Origin of the sequence: Novosphingobium olei (assembly GCF_037076535.1) — a bacterium.
Taxonomy (GTDB): Bacteria; Pseudomonadota; Alphaproteobacteria; order Sphingomonadales; family Sphingomonadaceae; genus Novosphingobium; species Novosphingobium olei.
In genome coordinates this window covers 2,112,746-2,136,504 of sequence record NZ_AP029021.1, presented here as the reverse complement: position 1 = coordinate 2,136,504, position 23,759 = coordinate 2,112,746, and the positions used below count along the sequence as shown (strand labels likewise).

The following is a 23,759-nucleotide window of genomic DNA, read 5'->3' as shown; positions in this document are numbered from 1 at the left end:
CGTGTGACGAAGATCAGACCTTAGGCGCGGGCACGTCCTCGCGTTCGGGAAGGTTGATACCGGTGGCCGCGTAATAAACCATCTCGGCAATGTTGGTCGCCTGATCGCCGATGCGTTCGATGTTGCGGGCGACGAACATCAGCTGCGCCACAGAGCTGATCGTGGCGGGATTTTCCACCATGTACGACACGAAGTTGCGGAACACGCTGTCGTAGAAGGCATCGACCTTGGCATCGCGCTGCACGATCTCGGCCGCGGCCGAAGGATCGCGCGCGGCGAACGCGGTCAGCACATCGTGCACCATGTCGGCAGCGAGCTCGTTCATCGCCGGCAGCAGGGTCAGCGGCTCGAACCGCTTGCGCCCCTCGATATGGCCCACGCGCTTGGCGATGTTCTTGGCATAATCGCCGATCCGCTCGATCACGCCCGCGATCTTGAGCGCGGTGATCACCTCGCGCAGGTCGTCCGCCATCGGCGCACGCAGCGCGAGCACGCGGATGGCGAGCCGGTCGACCTCAGCCTCGAGCTGGTCGATCCGCTTGTCGCGCGTGATCACGCTGGCCGCGAGTTCCTCGTTGCCGTTGACCAGCGCGTCCATCGCCTCGGTCACGGAAAGCTCGGCCAGGCCGCCCATTTCCGCCACCAGTCCGCGCAGGCGGGTGATGTCTTCGTCGAATGCCTTGACGGTATGTTCGGCCACCATGCTGTTCCTTACCCGTAGCGCCCGGTGATGTAGTCCTTGGTGCGCTCTTCACGCGGGTTCGTGAAGATGTCGGACGTGGTGCCATATTCCACGATCTTGCCAATATGGAAGAACGCGGTGCGCTGCGAAACGCGGGCAGCCTGCTGCATCGAGTGGGTGACGATGACGATGGCGTAGCGGCCGCGCAGTTCGTCGATCAGCTCCTCGATGCGCGCGGTGGCGATCGGATCAAGCGCCGAGCAGGGCTCGTCCATCAGGATCACTTCGGGATCGACCGCGATGGCGCGCGCGATGCACAGGCGCTGCTGCTGGCCGCCCGAAAGCGCGGTGCCGCTGTCCGACAGGCGATCCTTGACTTCGTCCCACAGACCCGCACGTTGCAGCGAGGTTTCGACGATGCCGTCCAGCTCGCTCTTGCTGCCGGTGATGCCGTGGATCTTGGGGCCATAGGCGATGTTGTCGTAGATCGACTTGGGGAACGGGTTCGGCTTCTGGAACACCATGCCCACGCGCGCGCGCAGCTGCACCACGTCCATGCCCGAACGATAGATGTCCTCGCCATCGAGCAGGATTTCGCCTTCGACGCGCGCGCCGGCGATCGTGTCGTTCATCCGGTTGAGCGAGCGCAGGAAGGTCGACTTGCCGCAGCCCGACGGGCCGATGAAGGCCGTCACGTAGCTCTTGGGAATGTCGATCGACACGTCGTCGATGGCACGCTTGGCGCCATAGAACACCGACACGTTCTTCGCGCTGATCTTCGCTTCGGCGACCGGATCAGGGAAAGTCGGCGTTGTGGCGGGGCTGAGGGCAGGGGTGTTCATGTTACCACCGTTTCTCGAAGCGGTTGCGCAGGTAGATCGCAAGGCCGTTCATGATGAGCAGGAAGACGAGCAGCACGACGATCGCGGCGCTGGTGCGTTCGATGAAGCCGCGGTCGATTTCGTCGGACCACAGGAAGATCTGCACCGGCAGCACGCTCGACGGTGCGGTGAAGCCCGAAGGCGGGCTGGCGACGAAGGCGCGCATGCCGATCATCAGCAGCGGCGCAGTCTCGCCGAGCGCGCGCGCCATGCCGATGATCGTGCCGGTCAGGATGCCGGGCAGGGCGAGCGGCAGCACGTGGTGGAACACCACCTGCACCGGGCTGGCACCCATCGCCAGCGCGGCGTCGCGGATCGATGGGGGCACCGCCTTGATCGCGTTGCGGCCGGAAATGACGATCACCGGCATCGTCATCAGCGCCAGCGTCATGCCGCCGATCAGCGGAGCCGAACGCCAATTCGGGAACAGGCCGAGGAACACGGCGAGGCCGAGCAGGCCGAAGATGATAGAGGGCACCGCGGCGAGGTTGTTGATCGAGATTTCGATCAGGTCGGTCCAGCGGTTCCGCGTCGCGTATTCTTCAAGGTAGAGCGCGGCGAGCACGCCGACCGGGAAGGCGAGGCCCAGCGTGACGAGCATCGTCAGCATCGAACCCTTGAGCGCGCCCCAGATGCCCACCGCCTGAGGGCTGGTGGCGTCCGAGCGGGCAAGGAAGCCCCAGTCGAAGGCACGGACCAGCTGGCCCTTGCGGCCCAGGTTGTAGGCGGCGTCCTGCAGCGCCTTTTCCCCGCCGCCGCGCTGCGCGGCGGCCAGATCGTCGCTCGCCGGCAGCGAAACGTCGATCTTGTCTTCGTTCAGCAGGTCGGGGTGCGCAATGATCCGCGCGCCGAGATCACGCCAGGCGCCGCTGGCCAGATAGGTCGAACCGTCCTTGCCGAGCGCTGCATCGGCCGCACTGTCGACCAGCATCGGCAGCCCTGCGGATTCGAGCGCGCCGAGCGGATCAGCCTGCTGCAGGCGCGAGGCATCGACCAGCAGCTGGCCCTTCAGCGGCACCTCGAAGCGCAGTTCGGCACGCTTGAACCCGGCAACGCCGTTCGAGGTCATCGAGATGAGCAGGAAGGCCAAGACGAGCGCCGAGAAGACGATCGCGCCAAGCCCGAGCAGGCGGAAATTGCGCTCGGCGCGATACCGCTTGGCAAGACCTGCCTGCATGCGCGCGCGGCGTTGCGCCTGGATGCTGTCGAAGCTGTCGCTCATGGTGCCGGTCACTCGTAGGCTTCGCGGTAGCGCTTGACGACGCGCAGGGCGATGAAATTGAGGGTGAGGGTTACGAGGAACAGCACCATGCCCAGCGCGAACGCCGACAGCGTCGCGGGATGGTCGAAGCTGCCTTCGCCGGTCAGCATGGCCACGATCTGGAACGTGACCGTGGTCATCGACTGGAACGGGTTGGCGGTCAGGTTGGCCGAAGCGCCTGCGGCCATGACCACGATCATCGTTTCACCGATCGCGCGGCTGATCGCCAGCATCACGCCGGCCACGATTCCGGGCAGGGCGGCAGGCACCAGCACCTTGCTGATCGTCTCGGCCTTGGTCGCGCCCATGGCGAGGCTGCCGTCGCGCAGCGCCTGCGGCACCGCCGCGATCGAATCGTCAGCCATGGATGAGACGAACGGAATGATCATCACGCCCATGACGAGGCCTGCGGCCACCGCGCTTTCGGTCGAGGCGCTGGAGATGCCGATGGCTTGCGCAAAGTCGCGCACGGCGGGCGCCACGGTCAGCGCGGCGAAATAGCCGTAGACCACGGTCGGTACGCCGGCGAGGATTTCGAGCAGCGGCTTCATCACCTTGCGCACGCCGTTGGTGGCATACTGCGTCAGGTAGATCGCGCTCATCAGGCCGAGCGGGATTGCCACGATCATGGCGATGATCGCGCCGATGTAGATCGTGCCCCAGAACAGCGGGATGGCGCCGAACTGCTTGCCGTCGGGCGTGCCGCTGCTCATCGGGTCGGGCGCCCAGTGGGTGCCGAACAGGAAGTCGATTGGCGACACCATCGAGAAGAAGCGCGCGGTTTCGAACACCAGGCTGACGATGATGCCAAGCGTGGTCAGGATCGCGACGAGCGAGGCCACCAGCAGCAGGCTCATCACCGCGCGTTCCACGCGGGTGCGGGCGGTGAAATCGGGCTTCAGCCGCAGGAATGCAAACACGCCGCCGGCAAAGGCGATCACCAGCGTGGCGACCAGGCCGATGATCTCATAGCGCAGGATCGCCGCGCGATAGGGTGCGACAAGCCCCTGTGCATCGGCATTGAACACCGCAGGTGCCGCGCCCGTGGCGACCGAGCGGGCTTCGGCCAGCATCGAATCGCGCTCGAACCCGAAGGCGGGCAGCACCGACGCGGCAGGGTCGGCCAGCACGCTCGTCGTGACGAGGTTGGGGCTCAGCGCATTCCAGGTCAGCGCGAAGAGAAGGGCAGGGACCGCGATCCACAACGCCACGTACCAGGCGTGGAAGCCCGGCAGCGAGTGGATGCGGCCCTTCGGCGCTGCCCGGCGAAAGGCCCAGGCGCGCGAACGTGCCGCCAGCCAGCCGACGAGACCCAGCCCGAAGGCGAGCAGGAGCAGGATGGCTGGCGACATGACGTGTTCGGTATCCTTACTTCAGTTCCGCGCCGTCGAGCACGGGCAGGTCGGAAACGGCCTTGGCGCTCTTGGCAAGAACGTCGTCGGGCGCAACCACCATGCCGAGCTTGGCGAGCGTACCGCCCTTGCCCCACGCCTTTGACCATTCGGTGACATAGGCCTGCAGGCCGGGGATGGCCTTGAGGTGCGCCTTCTTCACGTAGATGTAGAGCGGGCGGGCGCCGGGATAGCTGAAGTCCGAGATCGACTGGTAGGTCGGCACGATGCCCGACATGGTCAGGCCCTTCAGCTTGTCGCTGTTCTCTTCAAGGTACGAAAAGCCGAAGATGCCGATGGCCTTCGGATTGGCCTCGATCTTCTGGACGATCAGGTTGTCGTTTTCACCCGCGTCCACATAGGCGCCGTCTTCGCGAACTTCGCCGCAGATGGCGTCATGCTTGTCCTTGTCGCTGTCCTTCAGCGCCTTCATTTCCGGGTTGGCATCGCAACCCTTGGTCAGGATCAGCTCCTTGAGCGCATCGCGCGTGCCCGAGGTCGACGGCGGGCCGTAGACAAGGATGGGTTCGTCGGCGAGCGCCGGATTCACGTCCTTCCAGGTCTTGGCGGTGTTGGGCTTGCCATAGGGGTTCTTGGCAAGCGCCTTGTAGACGTCCTCGGGGGTCAGGGCCATGCCCGGGCCGTTCTTGCCTTCGGCGAAGGCAACGCCGTCCAGGCCGACCTGGATCTCGACGATCTCCTTGACGCCGTTCTTCTGGCAGTCCTCGAACTCGGACTTCTTCATGCGGCGCGAAGCGTCTTCGATGTCGGGGTGCTGCGGGCCGACGCCGGCGCAGAACAGCTTCATGCCGGCGCCCGTGCCGGTCGATTCGATGATCGGCGACTTGATCGAGGCGTCCGACTTGGCGAGCTGCTCGGCAACGGCCTTGGCGAACGGATAGACGGTCGAAGAGCCGACGGCGCGCACCTGATCGCGGCTGCCGCCACCCTGCGAGCCGCAGCCGGCGAGCGAGAGAGCGGTGAGGGCGACAGTGGCAAGAGCGAGATTGTGCTTGGTGATCATGGTGGAAACCTTTCCATCCGCGTGGACGAGGCGGCCAATGCGACGATTTTGTGACTGTTCCGTGACAAATGCCGGCGGGGCGGAAAATCCTGTCATCAAGCTGATGCCGCCAGCGCAAGGCGAATGGCGACAGTTGTCCCTACTCCCAGCGTGCTCGAGATGTCGAGATCGCCGCGATGGCGTTCCACGATATGCTTCACGATCGCAAGGCCAAGGCCGGTGCCACCCGCCTGACGGCTGCGACCGGGATCGGTGCGGTAGAAGCGGCGGGTAAGGTACGGAATGTGGTCCGGATGGATGCCTTCGCCGTGATCGGTGACGGTCAGCAGCACATCGCGCCCTTCCACCGCGACCGCGACTTCGACCGGCTTGTCGGGCGCACCGTACTTCAGCGCGTTGTCGATCAGGTTGCGCACCACCTGGTCCAGCTGCTGGCGATCGCCGGTGACGTTCGCCGACACCGCAGACACCGTCACGCGCTCCTCGCCGACGGTGGCGCCGACTTCTCCGACGATGCTTTCGGCCAGTTGGCCAAGGTCGATCCGGTCGGTCGGCACGTCGTGCTTTTCCGCCTCGATCCGCGACAGGCTCATAAGGTCTTCGACCAGGCTCTGCAGCCGCTTCGCCTCGCGCAGCACGGTTGCATGGAATCGCGCGGTGGTTGCCTTGTCCACCTTGGCATCGGGGTCGGACAGCGTCTCGATGTAACCGATGATCGAGGCGAGGGGCGTGCGCAACTCGTGGCTCGCATTGGCGACGAAATCGGTGTGGGCGCGGCTGATGTCGGCTTCGGCGGTGCGGTTGACCAGCTCGATCAGCGAAAAGCGCGAATCGATCGCCACCCGGTTCACCTGCCAGATCGATCGCGCGCCGGTCAGGCCGCGCACCATCGCGCTGCCCTCGGGCTGATCGAGCAGCTTGATCGCTGCCGGGTGGCGCAGGGCAACGCGCGCATCCTGTCCAACGACATGCGGGCCCAGCGCTTCGCGCGCAGCGGCATTGGCAGCGGCGATGCGCTGGTTGTCGAGCATCAGCACCGGCACGCTGAACGGTTCGACCAGTTCCACCATCGCCTGGCGGCTGACGGTCCCTTCATCGGGGCCGCGCGTCTCGACCGTCGGCTCGGGACGCGATAGCCAGATCGAACCGAGCCACAGAATCAGGACCGAAACCGCAAGCCAGAAGTTGGCGCCGGCGACGATCATCGCCGCCGACGTGCCGATAGCCACGGCGATACCCGACCAGGGAAGCTTGGGACGCTGCATCATGCCCGCCCAATAGCATGAATGTTACGGAGGGATGACGCAGCGTGATCGAAACCGTGGAGAACCATGGTGTCGCCACCGGTCCGGACGCCGGGCTCGTCATACATCAGTCAAGAACGTGCAAAATTCCGACACAATCTGTAACAATAGTGTCACCGAAGCGTCATAGGCGGCCGATCGAGCTTGAACCGAGGAACTCGAAAATGCGCATGAGCCTGAAGGCCACGATCCTTATCGCCACGGCCTCGGCCGCTTTCGCCAGCCCCGCCATGGCGCGCGATGATGCGCAGGCCTGGGGTGCGGGCACTGCCAATGTCGATCTCGGCGGCGGCTTCCGTGCCAGCAGCGAGACCGTGCTGCGCTTCAGCGACAACCGTGGCGGTCTCTACGAAATCGAGGAGAACCTGATGGTCGGCTACAAGCCGTCCAAGCAGGTGACCGTTTGGCTCGGCTACACGCACAATCCGCAGTACGATCACGGCGATTTCACCCGCATGGAGCGTCGTTTCCGCCAGCAGGTCAACGTCGACAACTTCGCCGCGATCGGCAAGCTCAAGCTGTCGGGCCGCGTCCGGCTAGAAGAGCGCTGGCGCGAAGGCCAAGGCGGCCCGGCATGGCGCCTGCGCCCGTTCATCAAGGCGAGCGTGCCCGTCGCCGGCAAGGTCAACGTTGTTGCCAGCCACGAAAGCTTCATCGATCTCAATACCAACAGCTTCCAGCGTATCGGTGGCGAAGAGCGGATGCGCAACTTCGTCGGCCTTGCCGCCCCGCTGTCCAAGAAGTTCGGGATCGAGGCAGGCTACCTGCTGCAGCACGGGTTCGTGCGCAATGGTCCCGACAACCACGATCACGTGTTCTCGGTCGCGCTCACCGGCAACTTTTGAGCGAGGGCCCTTTCTGATCGGGGGGGGGCTGCCTCAACGGCGCGGGGCGAGGCGCAGCTTTGCCTCGCCCTTGAGCCATACCGTCAGCGCCAGCAGCCGCGAACGCCAGTCCATGGCGACATGGCGCGCGGCCCAGCCGATATAGCGCACGCGATCGCGGCTGACCGTTTCGTTGCTGAGCGTGCCTGCCGCTTCGGCCTTGATGCACATCGAATCCGGGTGCATCCGGTAGGACGAGACCACCTCGTCGAGCAGCCAGACGTCGTGGCGCGCCAGGATCTTCATCAGCAGCGCCGTCTCCTCGTACATGCCGTGCCACAGCGCGCCGTCGCCGCGCGTCGCCAGCAGCACATCGCGGCGCAGCGCGATGCTGCACGGCGGCGGGTGGCGCGTGTCCCAGCGGATCAGGTCGCGCAGCATGACCTGCCCGGCAAGGCGACCGGGCGGGAAGGGGGCGAACGAGGATTCCATCTCCTCCTTGCCGATGGTCATGTCCCACGCCCAGTAGAGCGTGCGGGCGAACACCATGGCGACGTCCGCCTCGCGCTCGAGAATGCCCGTCATCCGTGACAGTGCCCAAGGGCGAAGCACGTCGTCGTGGTCAAGAAACACGATATGACGCCCCCGCGCCGCGTCCACGCCCAGTTTGCGCGCGGCGGCAAGCCATGGTTGCGCCCGTCGGGGTGGCTCAGCGTCCTGATGCGCGGATCGTTTGCCGCATGGCGCGCGGCGATCGCGGGGCTTTCGTCACTCGATCCGTCATTGACCAGCACCAGCTCCCAATCGGAGCAGTCCTGCGCCAGCACGCTGCCGATCGCTTCTTCAATGAAGTTCGCGCCGTTCAGATAGCAGATGACGACGCTGACCAGCGGTGCAGGGCCGGTTGGCGAAGAAGAGGTGGGATCAAGCGGCGAATGCGCCACGCATGGACTTTCTGCCAGACTTGGAGAAGGTCCTGCTTATCCCTGCCGGCAAAGGCGTGCAACGCCCGCGCGCTCGCGCCAGGCTGCCAGGCGCGACGAGCCCATGCGGATCAGTGTCGGCTGCCGTTCGCGGCCTTGGTGTCGGGGGCGTTGTCGTCCAGCTTGTCGATCAGCCAGTCCAGGCTGTCATCCTCGGGCAGGCTGAACACGCTGGTCAGGCAAGCCTTGAGCGTTTCGGAAGTGCCCGATGCCTCGGCCGCAATGCCAATTCTCTTCAACGTGTCTTCCCTCATCGACAAGGCCTCGAGTTCGTCGGCGAACCGGTTGACGAGCGCGACGTCTTCGCTGCTGTTAAGACCGATCGCAGCGCTTCGAAGGCGCTGGGCCGATCGAGAGAGGCGAGAGCCCATGTCGAGAAACCTGTCATGATCACCGCACGTCCCAGTCTGCGGTTTCAACCATTATGGCATGACCGTGTTCCGTTACTTGTAGGCAATTTGTCTCATTTCGGAGATGTTTCGACTAAGGACATGCAACATCATTGGCAGAATTTGCCAATTGGGCTCGTGAATTTGGTGAAATGGTGACCCCTACGGGAATCGAACCCGTGTTTCAGCCGTGAGAGGGCCGCGTCCTGACCGCTAGACGAAGGGGCCGATCCGGGGGCGCATCTCGCCCGCCGGGAAGGCAGCTAGTGGTGACCCCTACGGGAATCGAACCCGTGTTTCAGCCGTGAAAGGGCCGCGTCCTGACCGCTAGACGAAGGGGCCACTGGGCTAGCGCCGCTGGGCAGGTCCGCGCCTCTATTGGCATCATGCCGGGGCGTCAAGCGTCGATTTCGTGAAAATGTCATCCATCCGCAAAGGCGGCATCCTCGACGTGCAATTCGGCGGCGGGACGGCTGCCCCAGTCGTCGATCCGCACCCGCCCGGCGAGCCAGAACTGCCGCCCGCGATGGCCGTGGAGCAGGGCCTGGCCCAATTCGGTCTGCGCTGCCCGAAAGGCCATGGCCTTGAACGATCGCCCGTCGGCGCCGCTCGCCACCATGCGCAGGTGGTCCGCGCCGACCACGTCGCATTTAACCAGCCGAACTGGACCGACTGCCACGCGCGGGCCCGGCCAGCCGACCCCGAACGGTCCTGCCGCCTCCAGCGTCTCGACCAGGTGCGGCGTCAGGCCGCCCGGATTGAGCGACAAGTCGAGCAGCAGCGATTGCGCCGCCCGCGCCTCGCCCACGTCGCGCGCCAGCCGTTCGTCCAGCCAGTCGGACAGGCGTTCCAGCTGCGCGGGATCGATGGTCAGGCCGCAGGCCATCGCATGCCCGCCGCCCGCCACCAGCATACCTGCTTCGCGCGCGGCGATGATTGCGGCGCCAAGGTCCACCCCGGCGATGGAGCGGCCCGAACCCTTGCCCATGCCCGCCTCGTCGGCGTCGAGCGCGATGACCAGCGTGGGCTTTCCGGTCTTTTCCTTGATCCGCCCGGCCACGATGCCGATCACGCCGGGATGCCAGCCCGCACCGGCGCAGACCACCACGGCGCGGTTGTGCTGCGCATCGATCTGCGCCTCGGCGGCTTCCTGCACGGCCTGTTCGATCGCGCGGCGTTCGTCGTTGAGCGCGGACAACCGCATCGCGATGTCGCGCGCCTCGTCGGGATCGTTCGTGGTCAGCAGACGCACACCCAGCGACGAATCGCCGATCCGCCCGGCGGCATTGATTCGCGGTCCCAGCGCAAAGCCCAGGTCCGAACACGTCGGCGCGCGGTTCAGCCGGCTCGCATCGATCAGCGCGGCGAGCCCGACGTTTTCGCGCCGGGCCATCACCTTCAGCCCTTGCGCCACCAGCGCGCGGTTGAGTCCCTTCAGCTGCGCCACGTCCGCTACCGTGCCCAGCGCGACAAGATCGAGCAGGCCGAGCAGGTCCGGGGCAGGGCGGTCCTTGAACCAGCCGCGTTCGCGCAGCGCGCGCACCGTCGCGATGGCGAGCAGGAAGGCAACGCCCACCGCCGCAAGGTGGCCGTGGGCGGCCGCTTCGTCGATTTCGTCCAGCCGGTTGGGATTGACCAGCGCGGCGGCGCGGGGAAGTTCGGGCGAACATTTGTGATGGTCGACCACGATCACATCGACGCCGGTGGCGTGCGCGGCGGCCAGCGCCTCGTGCGCCATGGCCCCGCAATCGACCGTCACGATCAGCTGCGACCCTTCGTTGGCCAGTCGCACCAGCGCCTCGCCCGACGGGCCATAGCCTTCGAGCAGGCGGTCCGGGATATAGGGCTGCGCGGGCAGGCCAAGATCGCGCAACAGGCGTATCAGCAGCGCCGCGCTGGTCGCCCCGTCGACATCGTAGTCGCCATAGATCGTCACCTGTTCGCGCCGCTCGATCGCGTCGGCCAAACGCCGGGCCGCCACGTCCATGTCGCGAAAGATCGATGGGTCGGGCAGGAAGTCGCGCAGCGTCGGGCGGCGATGGCGGTCGAGATCGTCGGGCGCCACTCCGCGCGACAGCAGCAGCTTGTCGACCAGCCCGTCATTCAGGTCGAACCGCGCGCCAAGGTCCATGTTGCCGCCACGCCAACGCCAGGCGAGGCCGGATAGGGAATGGGTGATGGAGGTCACAGGGATCATGTGGCTTCCGCGCTAGACCAATCCTGCCGCTGCGGAAAGGCCGGCGCGCCTTGCGCCAGATCACAGCGCGTTGACTCGATGTCGTGTCCTATGGTCGCATCGAGGTGGTCGCAGTCCACCAGAGAGACCGTCCGAGTCTCGGGCCTGTTCGGAAGGAGACGGATTTGATGCGACATCACAACTGGATTCGGCGTGCGGCAGGACTTTCTGCCGCCACCCTGCTGCTGGGCGTTGGTCTTGGCGGGGTCCTTCAGGCGCAAAGATCGACCGGGCCGGTCGCCCGGTACGAAATGCGTGCCGGCACGGTTTCGGGCATGGGAGGGATGGCTGCGATGGGCCGTGGTGGCGGTATGCGCGCGGCCATGAGCATGGCGTTCGGCGGCGGCAGGTCCAGTGCGAACCACGAACTGTGGCTCGATCTCGGCTCCAGCCGCGCGCCGGCGGGCGCCTCGCCCCAGGCCGATCACTTCATGCCGGCCGGCGCCAAGCTGGGTGTATCGGTGCCGTTGAAGACGCCGGTGTCCACGCCGACCGTGCCCGAAAAGCCGGGCGAGCGTGATTTCCAGCGACCCAAGGGACGGATGCTTATCTTCTGGGGATGCGGCGAACATGTCGGGCCCGGCCAGCCGGTGGTGATCGACTTTGCCCGGATCGCGGCGGGGCAGATGCCGCCGGGGCTGTGGTCCACCGCCGTTCCGACAGAGCGCTATGTCAGCCCGGCCAGCAGCCGGACCTGGGGCCACTGGCCCGCCGACGACGGCAAGAGCGTCCAGCCCGAAAGCTCGCTGCTCGGCGCGCATCGCGTGGCGGGCAACTACACGCCCACGATGAACTTCACGCTGTCGCGCGATTTCATGGGCGCGTTGAAGGCCGGATCGACCGCCAATCCCAGCGGGTCGGTGCTGTTGCGGTGGAATTCCCTGCCCGATGCCACGGGCTACCACGCCTCGCTGATCGGCGGCAAACAGGGTGGGCGCGGCGGTGAAATGACCGACATCGTCTGGTGGTCGTCCAGCGCCACGCGCGAATTCGGCGGCGGACTGGCGGACTGGCTCACGCCCGCCACGGTCGCGCGGCTGGTGGCCAATCGGACGGTGCTCTCGCCGCAGACGACCACCTGCACGGTCCCGGTCGAAGTGAAGCAGGCCGCGCCCGATTTCATGATGACCTCGCTCTATGCCTATGGCCCGGAAGAAAGCTTTGCCTTCCCGCCCAGGCCCAAGGATCCCAAGGCCGTCTGGAACATCGAATGGAGCGCGCGCATCCTGCATCGTTCGATGACCTCGTTCCTTGCGGGAATGCCGGGCATGGATGGCATGGCCATTGGTGACGATGGTGCTGCCGATGGCCGGGATTCGAAGCAGAAGCAGTGCCCGCCGCGCAAGAAGAAGGGCGGCTTCGGCGGTCTTGGCGGATTGATCGGCAGCGCCGTTGGCCTGCCCGGCACGAACGACGGCTGCTGAAGACGGTGTCGGCAGGCGCGCAGGATCCCAGACTGCTCGTGGTCTGGCACAGCCGCACCGGCGCGGCTCGGCAGGCGGCCCAGGCCGTCGCCGATGCCGCAGGTGCCTGTGCCATCCTCGTCCACGCAGAGGCGGCAACTGCCGACATGATGCTTGCGGCGTCTGCCTATGTCTTCGTCTGTCCCGAAAACCTCGGCACGATGTCGGGGGGCATGAAGGAGTTCTTCGATCGTACCTACTATCCGCTGCTCGGGCAGGTGGAAGGTCGCGGCTTTGCCACGATCATCGCCGCCGGTTCGGCGGGGCAGGGGGCTGAGGCACAGATCGACCGGATCGTCACCGGCTGGCGGTTGCGCCGCGTCCAGCCGGGCCTGATCATCAATACTGGGGCGCAGACCCCGCAGGCTATTCTTGGTCCGAAACGGATCAGCCACGACGATATTTTGCGATGTCATGAATTGGGACAGGGACTGTCCGCCGCTCTCGATATCGGCATGTTTTGATATAAGGATCGTTTCTGACGTGGCGTTGCCCTGCAATTAGCCGGCACAGTGATAGACGAACGGGCAGGGGTCGAAGGAGCAGGCGTGGCTGGGATCGCACAACGAGTGGGTGGCAACCCTCTGGCAGCGCTGTTCTTGGCCGCCGGGGAACGCCCGGATGCATCCCGGATCGATGAACTGGCCCGCAGCGGGGGCGACTTTTCGATTTCGCACCGGGGAAAGGACCCGGCAAACTGGGTGGAACTGCTGCGCGATGGGCTCACGTTCGACCTCATCGGGCTGTCACCGGAAGAGTCGTGCGCGGTCGAGATCGATCAGGTTCGGCTTCTGGGGCTGCCGGCGGACGTTAATCTCGCCATGCTGGAGCCAGTTTGTCTGGCTGCCGGACCGCATCTCGCCGGCGCGGAACACCTGCTGCCGATCGTGCGGGGCGCGGCGCAATTGTTAACCTCTTTATCGCAAAAACTGGCGGTAAAGGCCGTTTTGTGGACGCCATCCGGCGCAGCTGTTTCCCCCGAATGGTTTGCCAAGGCATGCAATGCGTGGATCGCTGGCGGGCCTTTTCCAGCCTTTGCAATGACCTCGTTCGTCAGAACTAGCTCCGATATGACGAGCCGGGGACTTGCGTTTCTGATTGGTCAAGAATTCAAACTCTACTCCTCGAGCGGGATCTTGCAGGAGGAGGATGTTCGCGTGTCAGTGCGGCTTGTCGATTGGCTGGTAGCCCATGGCAAGGTCGAAAGGCCACGCGAAGTCGTCCTTCCCGGCGTCGGGGCTGTCCGGCTGGAGCCGGGCGCCGACGGCCTGATCCACGCTCGGAGCGTATGAGCGGGCGGGGCCGTTCCTCGCTTCCGTTCCGGGCGGTGAACCAGCCCGGGCAGCCTGGCTACAATCCGGGCCTGCAGCGCCACCACGTGCTGCCCCGCCAGCTGACCGCGACCCCGGGCCTTGTCGCGATGATCGAGGAACTGGGCGAAGAGCTCGGCATCGACGATTTTCGCCGCAACGGGCTGCTGCTTCCGGCAACGGACCAGGAAGCGCAACGCATGGCGCTGCCGCTGCACCGCGGGCCGCATCGCGAATACAGCGATCTGGTGATCGAGCGCGTCGGGCAGGTCGAAAGCCGCTGGCAGCGCATGCGTCGTACCAATCAACGAATGGCGACGAGGGAGGCCCTGATGCGGATGGACTGCCTGCAACGCGCACTGCGCCGGCGCCTTCTCGACCCCGCGCGCTGGCAGGGGCCGGCGCTGCACCGCCGCGACCCAAACCGCATCGTCGCCGACGCGTCGGTCGACTACGCGCACCTCGATGCGATGGCGGCGCAGCTCTGGGCCGAGACTGCGCCGCTGGATTGAGCTTTCAGCGCAGGAACGGCGCGCTGTTGGCAGAAAGCGCGGCAGCGGCTTCGCGGTACTCGGCCTCGAACCGGGCGACGCGGGTTTCGACCGATTCCACCGCGTGGATCGCGCCGATGCCTTGGCCCGAACCCCAGATGTCCTTCCACGCCTTGGCCTCGGTATTGCCGCCCGAGCCGAAGTTCATCTTCGAAGGATCGCTCTGCGGCAGGTTGTCGGGATCGAGTCCGGCCGCGACGATGGAGGGGCGCAGGTAGTTGCCGTGGACCCCGGTGAACAGGTTCGAATAGACGATGTCGTCGGCGTGCCCTTCGACGATGGCGTTCTTGTAGCCTTCGGGCGCGCGGGCTTCCTCGGTGGCGATCCAGGCCGAGCCGATGTAGGCGAAGTCCGCGCCCAGGGCCTGCGCGGCAAGGATCGAGCGGCCATGCGCGATCGAGCCCGACAGCGCCACCGGCCCATCGAACCAGCTGCGGATTTCCTGCATCAGCGCGAAAGGCGAAAGCGTGCCGGCATGCCCGCCCGCACCGGCAGCGACCGGGATCAGGCCGTCGGCGCCCTTTTCGATCGCCTTGTGCGCGAAGCGATCGTCGATCACGTCGTGCAGCACGATCCCGCCCCAGCGGTGGGCGGCGGAATAGACTTCCTCCCGCGCGCCCAGCGAGGTGATCAGCATCGGCACCTGCCACTTTTCGCACAGCGCCATGTCTTCATCGAGGCGGTTGTTGGTCTTGTGGACGATCTGGTTGACCGCGAAGGGTGCCGCCGGGCGATCGGGATTGGCGCGGTTGTGCGCGGCCAGTTCCTCGGTGATCTGGTGCAGCCATTCGTCCAACTGGCTGATCGGACGGGCGTTGAGCGAGGGGAAGGAGCCGACGACGCCCGCCTTGCACTGGGCGATGACCATCTCCGGCCCCGAAATGATGAACAGGGGCGAAGCGATGACCGGCAGGCGGAGCTTGGAAAACAGCGGCGGCAGCGACATCGTCAACTTCTCCCATCGAGCCCGTTAAGCGGGCGATTAAGAAGCGCTAACAAGCCGCGCCGCCGCTGTCAAAGGCTCCCGCAAGGGCAGCCGGGCGGCACCGGGTCAGGCCGTTTCGAGCAGGTGCTCCACGCCGTAGACCCTGGCCGCGGTGCCGGCGAACAGCGCGCGCTTTTCGCCGGCGGAGGCCCCGGCGGCGAGCCGCTTGAACGCGTTCCACAGCGTGCGGTAGTCCGCGCCCCAGCGATCGACCGGGAAATTGCTTTCGAACATCGCACGCGATGGGCCGAAGGCATCGATGCAGGTTTCGATATAGGGGCGCCACATCCCGGCAAGGACTTCCGAGCCTATCCCGGCGGCGGGGCCTTTGTCGGGCATCATGCAGAACGCCATGGCGAGGCCGCCGAGCTTGACCGACACGTTCTGGCATTCGGCCAGCGTGCGGATCTTGGCGCGCCAGGTGTCGAAGCGTTCGGGCAGCTTGCCCTTGTAGCTGCCGATCCCGAGCGGGGTGCCGCAATGATCGAGCACGATCGGCTGGTCGGGGAAGGCGCGGGCGAGGTCGATCACGTCGTCGAGCTGGGGTTCGACCACCCAGGCATCGAAGGTGAGGCCCATGGCGCCCAGGTGCTTGAACCCCGCGCGGAAGGCGTCGCTGTGGTAGAGTCCTTCGGTCGCGTGGAACGGGGGGCCGAGCACGTCGGGATCGGCATCCCAGGCGCCCTGGTGGCGAATGCCCTTGAAGCGACCGTTCCCCGCGGCGACGAGCGCTTCGAGCACGCCCTTCGCGCCATCGCCCAGCGTCATGTCGGCATGGCCGATGATCCCGGCGCAAGGGCGGTAGTTGCCATAGAGCCCGCTGGCCCCCTGCGCGGCGACGCCGTTCACGTATTCGACCTCGCCCACCGGCTTGTAAGCCTGGTCCGCGCCGGAACGGTAGAACGCGCCGCATTCCATGAACACGGTGCCGATGACGTTGTGGCCCGATTGCGTATCGGCCAGCAGTTCGTTGAACGTGTAGTACGGCGCGAGCGTCAGCGCCTCGATGAACGGATGGCGCGGCTGGGGAAAGGAATCGATCAGCGGGCGCAGATCCCAAAGGTGATGGTGCGGATCGATGATCGGCAGGTCTGGTTCGAGAATGGCTTCAGGCATGGCTCTCTCTCTTGTCGTCGGCCTCTGACGGGCGCGCGGGGACGACTATGCAGAAGGGGCGCGGCCTCGCCAAGGGAAACCAGCGGCGTCTTGCCGGGTGGCATTTCGGGAGGGCCGGGGGGCTCCAAGTTGACAAAGTTGACAGTGTTCTGGGGAAAAGTGTCAACTTGTTAAGTGGTTGAGTTATAGGGATAGTTGGAAAGAGCCTATCTTCGCGCACCGCCGATATCTGACGCAGGTGTCAGGAATTACGGGCGACGCGGCGCGGGGGATCGACGGTACAAAGAGCGGCGCCGATCATACCCGCGATGGGGCGATGTAGGACAGCGGGACGGGCACTGGCGAAAACAGAGAGTGGCGGTGGCGTCCAATACTTGCGCAAAGTGAACGGTGCGACGCCCTGCTTACGATGGCAAACACTGGGACTTAGCTGTCGTTCCCGATCAAGATGTTGAATGGCTGGCTTTACCAAGAGCCGACATTCGCTGATCGCCAGACTTGTCACGCACTGCAACAGCAACTGGGCCGCCAGCGGACATTCGCCTTTTAATCAGCAACTGAGATATTCTGCCTTTACACCCTTACGGTCAAATCTTGTAGACACGAGAGAGCACACGCCAAAGACCCGCTACCCGGTTGCCATGGCGCAAATCCTTGGCGAGGCGCATCAGGACCTCCGGGAAGCCCAATACGGGGATTGCCTCCTCTATGGCGGCCACCTGTTTACGGGGAACGCCATGCCGGACCATACCCATGCTTGCGTCGATCCAGTCCGCCTTGCGCGCGGCGTTCACGATCTCGGCGTCTGGCCCTGCGAACGATAGCAGCTTGTGATGCCAGTGTATGATGTTGGCGACGAGTGTGGGATCGAGATGTGGCGCGTGCTGGGCTCGCACGCGCTCGGCCGCTGCTTCCGACGGCTCAAGATAAGCCAATTCGTGGTCGGTCCACATGCCCACGTCATGGTAGACCAGTGCGAAAGCGATGTGTTCGCGTCCCCTCGGATCGTCGCCGAGGAAGTGTGCTGCGTAGCTCAACACCCGGTATATGTGGTTCCGGTATGCGGTAAAGTCTGCGCCGAGCGCCTCGGCGATGAACGGCAGAAACCGCTCAACCGTCGGGTCAGAGACAATGGGCTCAACCATAGAAGGTCCCATTGGGAACGCTGGGCAGGCGCGATGTCGAGCCTGCCCGGCCTGATGGGATCACTGTGAGCGCAACAGGACGGGCCCGGCGCCCACCCGGATGCGGAGCAGCTCGTAAGGCTTGCGGCGCAGGTCCCGCCCGCCGTGGAAGCCGGGCTGGCGGTGGAGTTGGTTGGCGGTGAAGTAGAGATAGCCGTCGGTGCCGACCGACAGCGTGTCGGGCCAGCTGATGCGCGGGTCGCTAACCAGTGTCGACCAGCGGCCTTGGTCGAGCATGCGGATCGCGTTGTTCTCATAATCGCCGGCGAACACGCGGCCCCGGTCGTCTTCGGCAATCCCGTCCGAGGCGCCTTTGCGCCCAAGGCTGCGGACCGCGCGGGCCAGTTCCTCCTTGGTCACCGCAGGATCGCGCAGCATGGCCGTGGGCACCGCATGCAGCGTGCGGCCCGACAGCGGTCCGTAGTAGAGCAGGCTGCCGTCCGCGCTGAGTCCGATCGCATCACTCGCGATTGCGACCGGCGTCGCGGGCCCTTGTGCCGGGTGGTTCATCAGCACCGCGCCATCGACAACCGGAGTAAAGCCGCGTTCGGGATTGGTCGTCGCATGGTTGGACAGGCGGCGGATCGCACGCCCGCTGGCGATATCGACGACGATGATGCCGCCGACGCCCGCGTTGCTACTGTCGGTGATGTAGGCAACGCCCTCAGCGCCTTGGCGGAGATCAAAGCGCACGTCGTTGAGGTAAGTCGTGGGCAGAACCACGCTGGGCGGCAGGACGATCGTCTTCACCACGCGGTTGGTCGCAAGATCGATCGCCACCAGCTTTGCCCCGCCGGCCTGCGGCTGAGAGAATTTGGGGGCCGCCGTGTCGAGCACCCAGAGGCGGTTGGCGCCATCGGCCACCACGCTCTGCACCGAGATAAAGTGCCCCGCCGGGTCGGCCGGATCGGGCCGGTTGGTCGCGGCGTCGGGATAGGGCACCGCCTTGCCGTCGACCAGCTCGGCAACCGTGAACGGCGCGTTGTCGCCCCATTGCGGGAAGTTAACGAAGATGCGCCCGTTGGGAGCAACGGTCACGCCCGTCGGCATCGCGCCATCGAAGGTCGCGACCTGTTCGATCTGGGGCGCGGATGCACCCTCGCGGGTCGTCGCGCAGGCGGCGAGCGAGAGGGCAGCGCCGGCGGCAAGAAGCAGTTTGGCGGAGGTCTTCATAGGGTCATTTCCTTGAGAACGCGGCCCGCCTCGTGGGGTTCGGACCGGAGATATTGCGGGGGCGCGTGGACCGAAGCGCCGAGCGCGGCGGCGGCGTGCCAGGGCCAGCGCGGATCCCACAACGCAGCGCGGGCTATCGCTATGGCGTCGGCATGGCCGTTTTCGAGGATGCGCTCCGCCTGATGCGGATCGGTAATCAGGCCGACCGCTACGACAGGCATCGCGACCGCTTCCTTGACCGTCCGGGCCAGCGGCATCTGATAGCCGGGGCCGACCGGGATCTGCTGGCGGAGGTCGAGCCCACCGCTGGAAACGTGGATCGCCGCGCAACCGCGCCGCTCCAGTGCCTGTGCAAACCTTGCGGTCTCCTCCGCTGTCCAGCCGCCTTTGACCCAGTCGGTCCCCGAAACGCGAACGGTAACCGGGCGGTCGGCGGGAAACGCCTCGCGCACGGCATCGAACACTTCGAGCGGGAACCGCATCCGGTTGTCGAGGCTGCCGCCGTATGCATCGCCGCGCCGGTTGGAGATCGGAGAAAGAAACTCGTGGAGCAGGTAGCCATGCGCCGCGTGGATCTGGACGGCATCGATGCCCAGCCTGCTGGCGCGGCGGGCGGCATCGGCGAAGGCTTCGCGGATGCGGGCAAGCCCTGCCGTGTCCAGTTCGACAGGGGGATGGTCGTCCGGCGCGAAGGGAACGGCGCTCGGTGACACGGTCTGCCAGCCGTTCTGCGCATCGGGGGCGATCTGCGCTCCGCCGTGCCACGGCTTGGCGCAGCTCGCCTTGCGGCCGGCATGAGCCAGCTGGATGACGAGCGGCATGTCCGACCACCGGCGCACACCTTCGAGCACGCTTCGCATCGCCGCTTCGGTTCGGTCATCGTACAGGCCGACGTCACCGTAGGTGATGCGCCCTTCCGGGCTGACCGCGGTCGCCTCGATCGTCAGCGCTCCCGCGCCCGACAGCGCCAACTGGCCGAGATGCATCCGGTGCCAGTCGGTCATCGCGCCGTCGACTGCCGAATACTGGCACATCGGCGCGATGACGATGCGGTTGGCGAGCCGCAGCCCGCCAACGTCAATCGGTTCAAACAATTTCGCCATCACCATGCGCCCGTGTTGGGCATTGAGGCCCAAGGTTCGGCCGGGGCCTTGTGTTCGCCCTTCTGCAGCAGTTCGATCGAGATCCCGTCCGGCGAACGGACGAAAGCCATGTGGCCGTCGCGCGGGGGGCGATTGATCGTCACGCCGCCCGCCTGCAGCCGCGCGCAGGTTTCGTAAATGTCTTCGACCCGGTAGGCGAGATGGCCGAAGTTTCGGCCCCCGGTGTAAGTCTCGGCAGGGCTGCCGTCCTCTGGCGGCCAGTTGTACGTCAGTTCGACCTCGGCATCGGCGCGCTGGCCTTTACCGGCGAAATCCTCGTCGGCGGCAAGGAAGATCAGCGTGTAACGCCCGGCCTGGTTCTCCATGCGCCGGGTCTCCTTGAGACCCAGCAGCCTGAAGAACCGGACCGCGGCTTCGGGATCGGCGACGCGCAGCATGGTGTGGAGATAGCGCATGATCAGGCGACCTTGTCCTTGAGGGCATCCATCACGAGCTCCGCGGTGCGGGTAGCGCTGGCGGGGTTCTGGCCTGTCACCAGATTGCCATCGCGCAGGGCGAAGGGGGCAAAGTCAGGGCCGCCCTCGTGCTTGCCGCCGAGTTCCTTGAGACGCGTTTCGAGCAGGAACGGCACGGCCTTGTCGAGGCCGACCGCGCGTTCCTCGCTGTCGGTGAAGCCCGCGACACGGCGGCCGGCCACGAAGGGCGTGCCATCGGCCTTCTTCGCCGAAACGAGCCCGGCGGGCCCATGGCAGACGGCGGCGACGATCTTGCCCTCGCGGTTGAAGCGCTCGACCAGGCGCGCCAGCTCGTCACTGCCGGGGTAATCGAACATGGTGCCATGACCGCCCGGCAGGAACAACGCGTCGTAGCCGGCGGGATCGATACTGGTGAATACCGGGGTGCTGGCAACCTCGGCCTTCAGCGCCTCGTCCTTGAGATAGCGTTCGACCGAAGCGTCGTTCTCGCCGTCGGCGTTAACGCTGCGCTGGTCGACGGGGATGGCGCCGCCCTTGATCGAGGCCAGTGTGACTTCGGCGCCGGCATCGCGGAAGGCGTAATACGGGGTGGTAAGTTCCTCGAGCCAGACACCAGTCGGTTCGGTGCCGGGAGTCATGCGGTCGGCGGAGGTGGCCACCATTAGAATGCGGGTCATCGTCAATTGTCCTTTTCCATTGCTGTTGGGGACACGAGCAAACGCATTCGGCGCAGCCAAACCCGCCACAATGAGAGCGGTGAGGGCTTTCAGCAGTTGGCGGCGATTTTGCATTCGATCGTTCCTTTCAGCGACCTAAGTACGAATGGAACGACATCATGAAATGCAAAGGGAATGGCGGACGGCCATAAATCTGCTTATGGAACCGGAATGTCGCTCTTGCAGTTGCGCACATTCGTCGAAGTCTACCGCCGTCGATCGCTGAGCGATGCGGCCCGGGCGATCGGCATTACCCAACCGGCGGCGTCGCAGCATATCGCTTCGTTGGAAGCGCAATTGGGCCGTCCCTTGTTCGATCGGCATTCGCGGGGCGTCCGACCGACAGCGATTGCCGACGATCTTGCGGCTTCTATCGGAAGCAGCCTCGATACGGCGGAATCGGCACTGGCCAGCGCGCGCGCCCGATCGTCGCGCATCTCGGGCACGGTCCACATCGCCGCGCCGTCCGACCTGCTTGGAGAGATGATCACCCCCCGACTGGCGCCGCTGCTGGAGGCCGGGCTGGACCTGCGCCTGCATATCGGCGGGCGCGAGGCGCTCTATGCCATGCTGCTCGAAGACAAGGTGCATCTGGGCGTCACCGCCTCGCAACCCGAAGATCCGCGGCTGGCCTTCCATGCGCTGGGCGAGGAGCACCTGCGCGCCGTAGCCTCTCCCGCCGTGGCGGAGCGGATTGCCGCACTGCCGTTGGCAGAAGGGCTCAACCGGACGGCGCACCTCGCCTACGATCTCGACCGGCCGCTGCTGCGGTCCTGGCTTGAGGCAAACCAGATCGAGCTTACGAACCAGCCCGCCCTGACCGCGCCCGATTTGAGAGTGTTGCGATCGGGATTGTGCGCGGGTCTCGGCTGGACGGTGCTGCCCGGCTATCTCACCCGCAGCGAACGCGCTGACTGCACGCTGATCGAGATACCCGCGCCGATAACGGTGCCGCGCAACGCTTTCTACCTCGTCTGGGCACGCTCATCGCTGCGCCACCCGCGCGTGGCCATTGCTCGGGACGCCCTGATCGCTGCACTCCGAATATGATTGTGGCGACGCCTATTAAGCCGGGAGCGCAATGTCGGGTCTGAACCAGTTGAGCGCTAGCTGAACGAATGGCGGCTTTCGGGATCGTCGGCGACAAGGCCGAACGGCCGGATGTGGGGCGCATTGCTGACGGTCCGCTTCGCGATGTGCGATCGGCCGCTTCTGCTTGAAGCCGACGTTGACGGAAACTGATCTGAACGACTGGCTCTGGTCGGCACGCGCCTCGAACTGCTTCCACCCGGGGCGAGCAGACGTTCTTCACGAGGCCAATTTTGGCCTTTGGAGAATGAGCATGGAAACGCCAGAAACCGTAAACGCACCATTCAAGCGGCAGGTCTGGAACGCCGGGCGAACCATCTGCGCGAAACGAGCATTGAAACCCAAGCAAATTTGGGAGATCCGATTTTACCTCAATCAGCGACGCCGCTTACGAGATCGTGCGCTCTTCGACCTTGCGATCGACAGTAAGCTCCGTGGCTGCGACCTCGTGCAGATGAAAATTGGCGACATTGTCAGCGGTGGGCAGATCCGAACGCGAGCTATCGTAATGCAGCAGAAGACAGGTCGCCCAGTCCAGTTCGAACTGCTTCCCGATGCCCGGGCCAGTCTGCTGGCCTGGCTCGAGCAGCGTGGCGGCACGGTGGACGATTACGTCTTTCCAAGCCGGGTTAATCACAATGTTCACCTCAGCACCCGCCAGTACGCCTGGCTTGTCGATGAATGGGTAACGGGGGTTGGGCTGATGCAAAGTGAATATGGCACCCACTCGCTGCGCCGAACGAAGGCATCGATCATCTACAGGGCGACGGGCAATCTGCGCGCCGTCCAGATCCTGCTCGGCCATAGCAAGATCGAGAACACGGTCCGCTACCTTGGAATTGACGTGGAGGAGCTCTTGCCCTCGCCGAGAATACCGAGATCTGAGCCGTTGGCTCCTCGCTATTGGCGGGGAGCCAACTTTGACGTGGCTGGGACCTTGCCGCCGTTCGCGACCGCAGCGGTAAATGACCAGTTTCGGATTAAACCGGCCATTCGTGAAGCATCGGACATCAACCTAGGAAACACAAAGTTGGGGTCGAGTGCAGGCGGCTTCTGGGCACCAAAAGCGAGATAGCTGCCGATCGTCATACCGCGTTCGCGCGCGCCCAAGCAGCATTCATTCAGAACGTTCGGATTGACGAATAGTGACGGGAAGCGGCTGTCTGCCGCCAAATTCCGCCATATCGCCCTGTAGCCGGCCAAGGATGATCAGTCCCGGCGAGTGATGTCCGTCGCGATAGAAGACGGCGAGATTGACCCATGGTGCATAGAACGCCAGATCGCCGGCCCGGGGTGTAATCGCATCCGGCGCACCCTCCCGCGTCACGGGACGCGGAAGGTCCGCGATTTTCTCGGTCCCGGCGTAATCGTTGAGGGTCAGCGTCAAGGGAAGCGGGACGAGGAAGTCGCGCGCGGAAGGGCTATCCTCGATGTTCGCGGTCCATCGGCGCGAGCCCGAGACAATGTCGATGCTTGTCAGATTTGGTGCCCTCTCCGCCGATCCGACGGCAGTCGAACGCTCATTGGACGCACTGGTCTCACCCGGCTCGGCATAACTGCATGCTGCCATGCTCGATAACAAGGCAACTGACGCGAACCGGGCGAGACGCAGCATCAT

The 23,759-nt window shown here is 65.3% G+C and carries 24 protein-coding genes, 2 tRNA genes and 1 pseudogene; 7 read left to right on the top strand and 20 right to left on the bottom strand.

The genetic code is table 11. The annotated features are described in order from the left end of the window. Window positions 1–13: 13 nt before the first annotated feature. The 6 genes from phoU to AACH40_RS10050 form a co-directional block, all read right to left on the bottom strand. Window positions 14–703 (bottom strand): phosphate signaling complex protein PhoU, encoded by a 690-nt coding sequence (gene phoU, locus AACH40_RS10075; RefSeq protein WP_338642300.1) that lies wholly within the window; start codon window positions 701–703, stop codon window positions 14–16. 8 nt (window positions 704–711) lie between these two features. Beyond that, complete coding sequence (gene pstB / locus AACH40_RS10070; RefSeq protein ID WP_338642299.1) at window positions 712–1,524, bottom strand: phosphate ABC transporter ATP-binding protein PstB; 813 nt, start codon at window positions 1,522–1,524, stop codon at window positions 712–714. A 1-nt stretch (window position 1,525) separates the two neighbouring features. Further along, window positions 1,526–2,785 (bottom strand): phosphate ABC transporter permease PstA, encoded by a 1,260-nt coding sequence (gene pstA / locus AACH40_RS10065; protein ID WP_338642298.1) that lies wholly within the window; start codon window positions 2,783–2,785, stop codon window positions 1,526–1,528. An 8-nt stretch (window positions 2,786–2,793) separates the two neighbouring features. Next, window positions 2,794–4,176: a phosphate ABC transporter permease subunit PstC gene (pstC, locus tag AACH40_RS10060; RefSeq protein ID WP_338642297.1), complete on the bottom strand. Its 1,383-nt coding sequence runs from the start codon at window positions 4,174–4,176 to the stop codon at window positions 2,794–2,796. A gap of 16 nt (window positions 4,177–4,192) precedes the next feature. Beyond that, a complete protein-coding gene (locus AACH40_RS10055) occupies window positions 4,193–5,239 on the bottom strand; it encodes a substrate-binding domain-containing protein (protein WP_338642296.1) in 1,047 nt (348 codons plus the stop codon). Between the two features lie 95 nt (window positions 5,240–5,334). Continuing rightward, window positions 5,335–6,507, bottom strand: a complete 1,173-nt coding sequence (locus tag AACH40_RS10050) for a sensor histidine kinase (protein WP_338642295.1) — start codon at window positions 6,505–6,507, stop codon at window positions 5,335–5,337. Between the two features lie 200 nt (window positions 6,508–6,707). Here AACH40_RS10050 and AACH40_RS10045 point away from each other — a divergent pair, with 200 nt between their 5' ends. After that, window positions 6,708–7,388 (top strand): DUF2490 domain-containing protein, encoded by a 681-nt coding sequence (locus tag AACH40_RS10045; RefSeq protein ID WP_338642294.1) that lies wholly within the window; start codon window positions 6,708–6,710, stop codon window positions 7,386–7,388. Between the two features lie 33 nt (window positions 7,389–7,421). Here AACH40_RS10045 and AACH40_RS10040 read toward each other — a convergent pair whose 3' ends face one another. From AACH40_RS10040 to recJ, 6 genes are all read right to left on the bottom strand, one after another. Continuing rightward, window positions 7,422–8,000: a hypothetical protein gene (locus AACH40_RS10040; RefSeq protein WP_338642293.1), complete on the bottom strand. Its 579-nt coding sequence runs from the start codon at window positions 7,998–8,000 to the stop codon at window positions 7,422–7,424. Then, on the bottom strand, window positions 7,949–8,311 hold the full coding sequence (locus AACH40_RS10035; protein ID WP_338642292.1) for a glycosyltransferase: 363 nt from the start codon (window positions 8,309–8,311) through the stop codon (window positions 7,949–7,951). Before AACH40_RS10035 ends, AACH40_RS10040 begins: the two co-directional genes overlap by 52 nt. 110 nt (window positions 8,312–8,421) lie before the next feature. Beyond that, window positions 8,422–8,589, bottom strand: a complete 168-nt coding sequence (locus AACH40_RS10030) for a hypothetical protein (RefSeq protein ID WP_338642291.1) — start codon at window positions 8,587–8,589, stop codon at window positions 8,422–8,424. A gap of 303 nt (window positions 8,590–8,892) precedes the next feature. Then, window positions 8,893–8,967 (bottom strand) — tRNA-Glu (locus tag AACH40_RS10025). 39 nt (window positions 8,968–9,006) lie between these two features. Beyond that, window positions 9,007–9,081: transfer RNA gene (locus AACH40_RS10020), tRNA-Glu, on the bottom strand. A gap of 79 nt (window positions 9,082–9,160) precedes the next feature. Next, window positions 9,161–10,936 carry a single-stranded-DNA-specific exonuclease RecJ gene (recJ, locus tag AACH40_RS10015; RefSeq protein ID WP_338642290.1) on the bottom strand — a complete coding sequence of 592 codons (1,776 nt, stop codon included), beginning with the start codon at window positions 10,934–10,936 and terminating at the stop codon, window positions 9,161–9,163. Between the two features lie 167 nt (window positions 10,937–11,103). Between recJ and AACH40_RS10010 the strand changes: the two genes are divergently transcribed. The 4 genes from AACH40_RS10010 (at window position 11,104) to AACH40_RS09995 (ending at window position 14,260) form a co-directional block, all read left to right on the top strand. Beyond that, entirely contained in the window at window positions 11,104–12,399 is a 1,296-nt protein-coding gene (locus AACH40_RS10010) for a hypothetical protein (RefSeq protein ID WP_338642289.1), read from the top strand. A 5-nt stretch (window positions 12,400–12,404) separates the two neighbouring features. Beyond that, the gene (locus tag AACH40_RS10005) at window positions 12,405–12,902 is read left to right on the top strand and encodes a flavodoxin family protein (protein ID WP_338642288.1); all 498 of its coding nucleotides are present in this window, start codon (window positions 12,405–12,407) and stop codon (window positions 12,900–12,902) included. An 84-nt stretch (window positions 12,903–12,986) separates the two neighbouring features. Continuing rightward, entirely contained in the window at window positions 12,987–13,730 is a 744-nt protein-coding gene (locus tag AACH40_RS10000) for a hypothetical protein (RefSeq protein WP_338642287.1), read from the top strand. After that, window positions 13,727–14,260: an AHH domain-containing protein gene (locus AACH40_RS09995; RefSeq protein WP_338642286.1), complete on the top strand. Its 534-nt coding sequence runs from the start codon at window positions 13,727–13,729 to the stop codon at window positions 14,258–14,260. Before AACH40_RS10000 ends, AACH40_RS09995 begins: the two co-directional genes overlap by 4 nt. 4 nt (window positions 14,261–14,264) lie before the next feature. Here the strand turns inward: AACH40_RS09995 and AACH40_RS09990 are convergent, their stop codons facing one another. The 7 genes from AACH40_RS09990 to AACH40_RS09960 all read right to left on the bottom strand — a co-directional run bounded on the left by AACH40_RS09990 (window position 14,265) and on the right by AACH40_RS09960 (window position 21,013). Next, entirely contained in the window at window positions 14,265–15,245 is a 981-nt protein-coding gene (locus AACH40_RS09990; protein ID WP_169492908.1) for an NAD(P)H-dependent flavin oxidoreductase, read from the bottom strand. A 105-nt stretch (window positions 15,246–15,350) separates the two neighbouring features. Then, window positions 15,351–16,400, bottom strand: coding sequence for an amidohydrolase family protein (locus AACH40_RS09985; RefSeq protein ID WP_169492907.1), 1,050 nt, complete (start codon window positions 16,398–16,400; stop codon window positions 15,351–15,353). Window positions 16,401–16,987: 587 nt separating this feature from the next. Further along, window positions 16,988–17,545 carry a hypothetical protein gene (locus AACH40_RS09980; RefSeq protein ID WP_338642285.1) on the bottom strand — a complete coding sequence of 186 codons (558 nt, stop codon included), beginning with the start codon at window positions 17,543–17,545 and terminating at the stop codon, window positions 16,988–16,990. Between the two features lie 60 nt (window positions 17,546–17,605). Next, window positions 17,606–18,757 carry an L-dopachrome tautomerase-related protein gene (locus tag AACH40_RS09975; protein ID WP_338642284.1) on the bottom strand — a complete coding sequence of 384 codons (1,152 nt, stop codon included), beginning with the start codon at window positions 18,755–18,757 and terminating at the stop codon, window positions 17,606–17,608. Continuing rightward, the gene (locus tag AACH40_RS09970) at window positions 18,754–19,860 is read right to left on the bottom strand and encodes an NADH:flavin oxidoreductase/NADH oxidase (RefSeq protein ID WP_338642283.1); all 1,107 of its coding nucleotides are present in this window, start codon (window positions 19,858–19,860) and stop codon (window positions 18,754–18,756) included. The genes AACH40_RS09975 and AACH40_RS09970 overlap by 4 nt, the downstream gene beginning before the upstream one ends. Then, a complete protein-coding gene (locus tag AACH40_RS09965; RefSeq protein ID WP_338642282.1) occupies window positions 19,860–20,315 on the bottom strand; it encodes a VOC family protein in 456 nt (151 codons plus the stop codon). Before AACH40_RS09965 ends, AACH40_RS09970 begins: the two co-directional genes overlap by 1 nt. Window positions 20,316–20,317: 2 nt before the next feature. Then, window positions 20,318–21,013, bottom strand: a complete 696-nt coding sequence (locus AACH40_RS09960; protein ID WP_338642281.1) for a type 1 glutamine amidotransferase domain-containing protein — start codon at window positions 21,011–21,013, stop codon at window positions 20,318–20,320. A 210-nt stretch (window positions 21,014–21,223) separates the two neighbouring features. Between AACH40_RS09960 and AACH40_RS09955 the strand changes: the two genes are divergently transcribed. Both AACH40_RS09955 and AACH40_RS09950 read left to right on the top strand, forming a co-directional pair. Next, window positions 21,224–22,102: a LysR family transcriptional regulator gene (locus tag AACH40_RS09955; RefSeq protein WP_338642280.1), complete on the top strand. Its 879-nt coding sequence runs from the start codon at window positions 21,224–21,226 to the stop codon at window positions 22,100–22,102. 292 nt (window positions 22,103–22,394) lie between these two features. Then, window positions 22,395–23,026, top strand: a pseudogene (locus AACH40_RS09950) (tyrosine-type recombinase/integrase). Between the two features lie 232 nt (window positions 23,027–23,258). Here the strand turns inward: AACH40_RS09950 and AACH40_RS09945 are convergent. After that, window positions 23,259–23,759 (bottom strand): cyclophilin-like fold protein, encoded by a 501-nt coding sequence (locus tag AACH40_RS09945; protein ID WP_338642279.1) that lies wholly within the window; start codon window positions 23,757–23,759, stop codon window positions 23,259–23,261.

What these genes read in the sequence shown, in the direction of transcription:
- phoU (WP_338642300.1), bottom strand. Translation starts at nt 703, where the DNA reads ATGGTGGCCGAACATACCGTCAAGGCATTCGACGAAGACATCACCCGC.
- pstB (WP_338642299.1), bottom strand. Translation starts at nt 1,524, where the DNA reads ATGAACACCCCTGCCCTCAGCCCCGCCACAACGCCGACTTTCCCTGAT.
- pstA (WP_338642298.1), bottom strand. Translation starts at nt 2,785, where the DNA reads ATGAGCGACAGCTTCGACAGCATCCAGGCGCAACGCCGCGCGCGCATG.
- pstC (WP_338642297.1), bottom strand. Translation starts at nt 4,176, where the DNA reads ATGTCGCCAGCCATCCTGCTCCTGCTCGCCTTCGGGCTGGGTCTCGTC.
- AACH40_RS10055 (WP_338642296.1), bottom strand. Translation starts at nt 5,239, where the DNA reads ATGATCACCAAGCACAATCTCGCTCTTGCCACTGTCGCCCTCACCGCT.
- AACH40_RS10050 (WP_338642295.1), bottom strand. Translation starts at nt 6,507, where the DNA reads ATGATGCAGCGTCCCAAGCTTCCCTGGTCGGGTATCGCCGTGGCTATC.
- AACH40_RS10045 (WP_338642294.1), top strand. Translation starts at nt 6,708, where the DNA reads ATGCGCATGAGCCTGAAGGCCACGATCCTTATCGCCACGGCCTCGGCC.
- recJ (WP_338642290.1), bottom strand. Translation starts at nt 10,936, where the DNA reads ATGATCCCTGTGACCTCCATCACCCATTCCCTATCCGGCCTCGCCTGG.
- AACH40_RS10010 (WP_338642289.1), top strand. Translation starts at nt 11,104, where the DNA reads ATGCGACATCACAACTGGATTCGGCGTGCGGCAGGACTTTCTGCCGCC.
- AACH40_RS09995 (WP_338642286.1), top strand. Translation starts at nt 13,727, where the DNA reads ATGAGCGGGCGGGGCCGTTCCTCGCTTCCGTTCCGGGCGGTGAACCAG.
- AACH40_RS09990 (WP_169492908.1), bottom strand. Translation starts at nt 15,245, where the DNA reads ATGTCGCTGCCGCCGCTGTTTTCCAAGCTCCGCCTGCCGGTCATCGCT.
- AACH40_RS09985 (WP_169492907.1), bottom strand. Translation starts at nt 16,400, where the DNA reads ATGCCTGAAGCCATTCTCGAACCAGACCTGCCGATCATCGATCCGCAC.
- AACH40_RS09980 (WP_338642285.1), bottom strand. Translation starts at nt 17,545, where the DNA reads ATGGTTGAGCCCATTGTCTCTGACCCGACGGTTGAGCGGTTTCTGCCG.
- AACH40_RS09975 (WP_338642284.1), bottom strand. Translation starts at nt 18,757, where the DNA reads ATGAAGACCTCCGCCAAACTGCTTCTTGCCGCCGGCGCTGCCCTCTCG.
- AACH40_RS09970 (WP_338642283.1), bottom strand. Translation starts at nt 19,860, where the DNA reads ATGGCGAAATTGTTTGAACCGATTGACGTTGGCGGGCTGCGGCTCGCC.
- AACH40_RS09965 (WP_338642282.1), bottom strand. Translation starts at nt 20,315, where the DNA reads ATGCGCTATCTCCACACCATGCTGCGCGTCGCCGATCCCGAAGCCGCG.
- AACH40_RS09960 (WP_338642281.1), bottom strand. Translation starts at nt 21,013, where the DNA reads ATGACCCGCATTCTAATGGTGGCCACCTCCGCCGACCGCATGACTCCC.
- AACH40_RS09955 (WP_338642280.1), top strand. Translation starts at nt 21,224, where the DNA reads ATGTCGCTCTTGCAGTTGCGCACATTCGTCGAAGTCTACCGCCGTCGA.
- AACH40_RS09945 (WP_338642279.1), bottom strand. Translation starts at nt 23,759, where the DNA reads ATGATGCTGCGTCTCGCCCGGTTCGCGTCAGTTGCCTTGTTATCGAGC.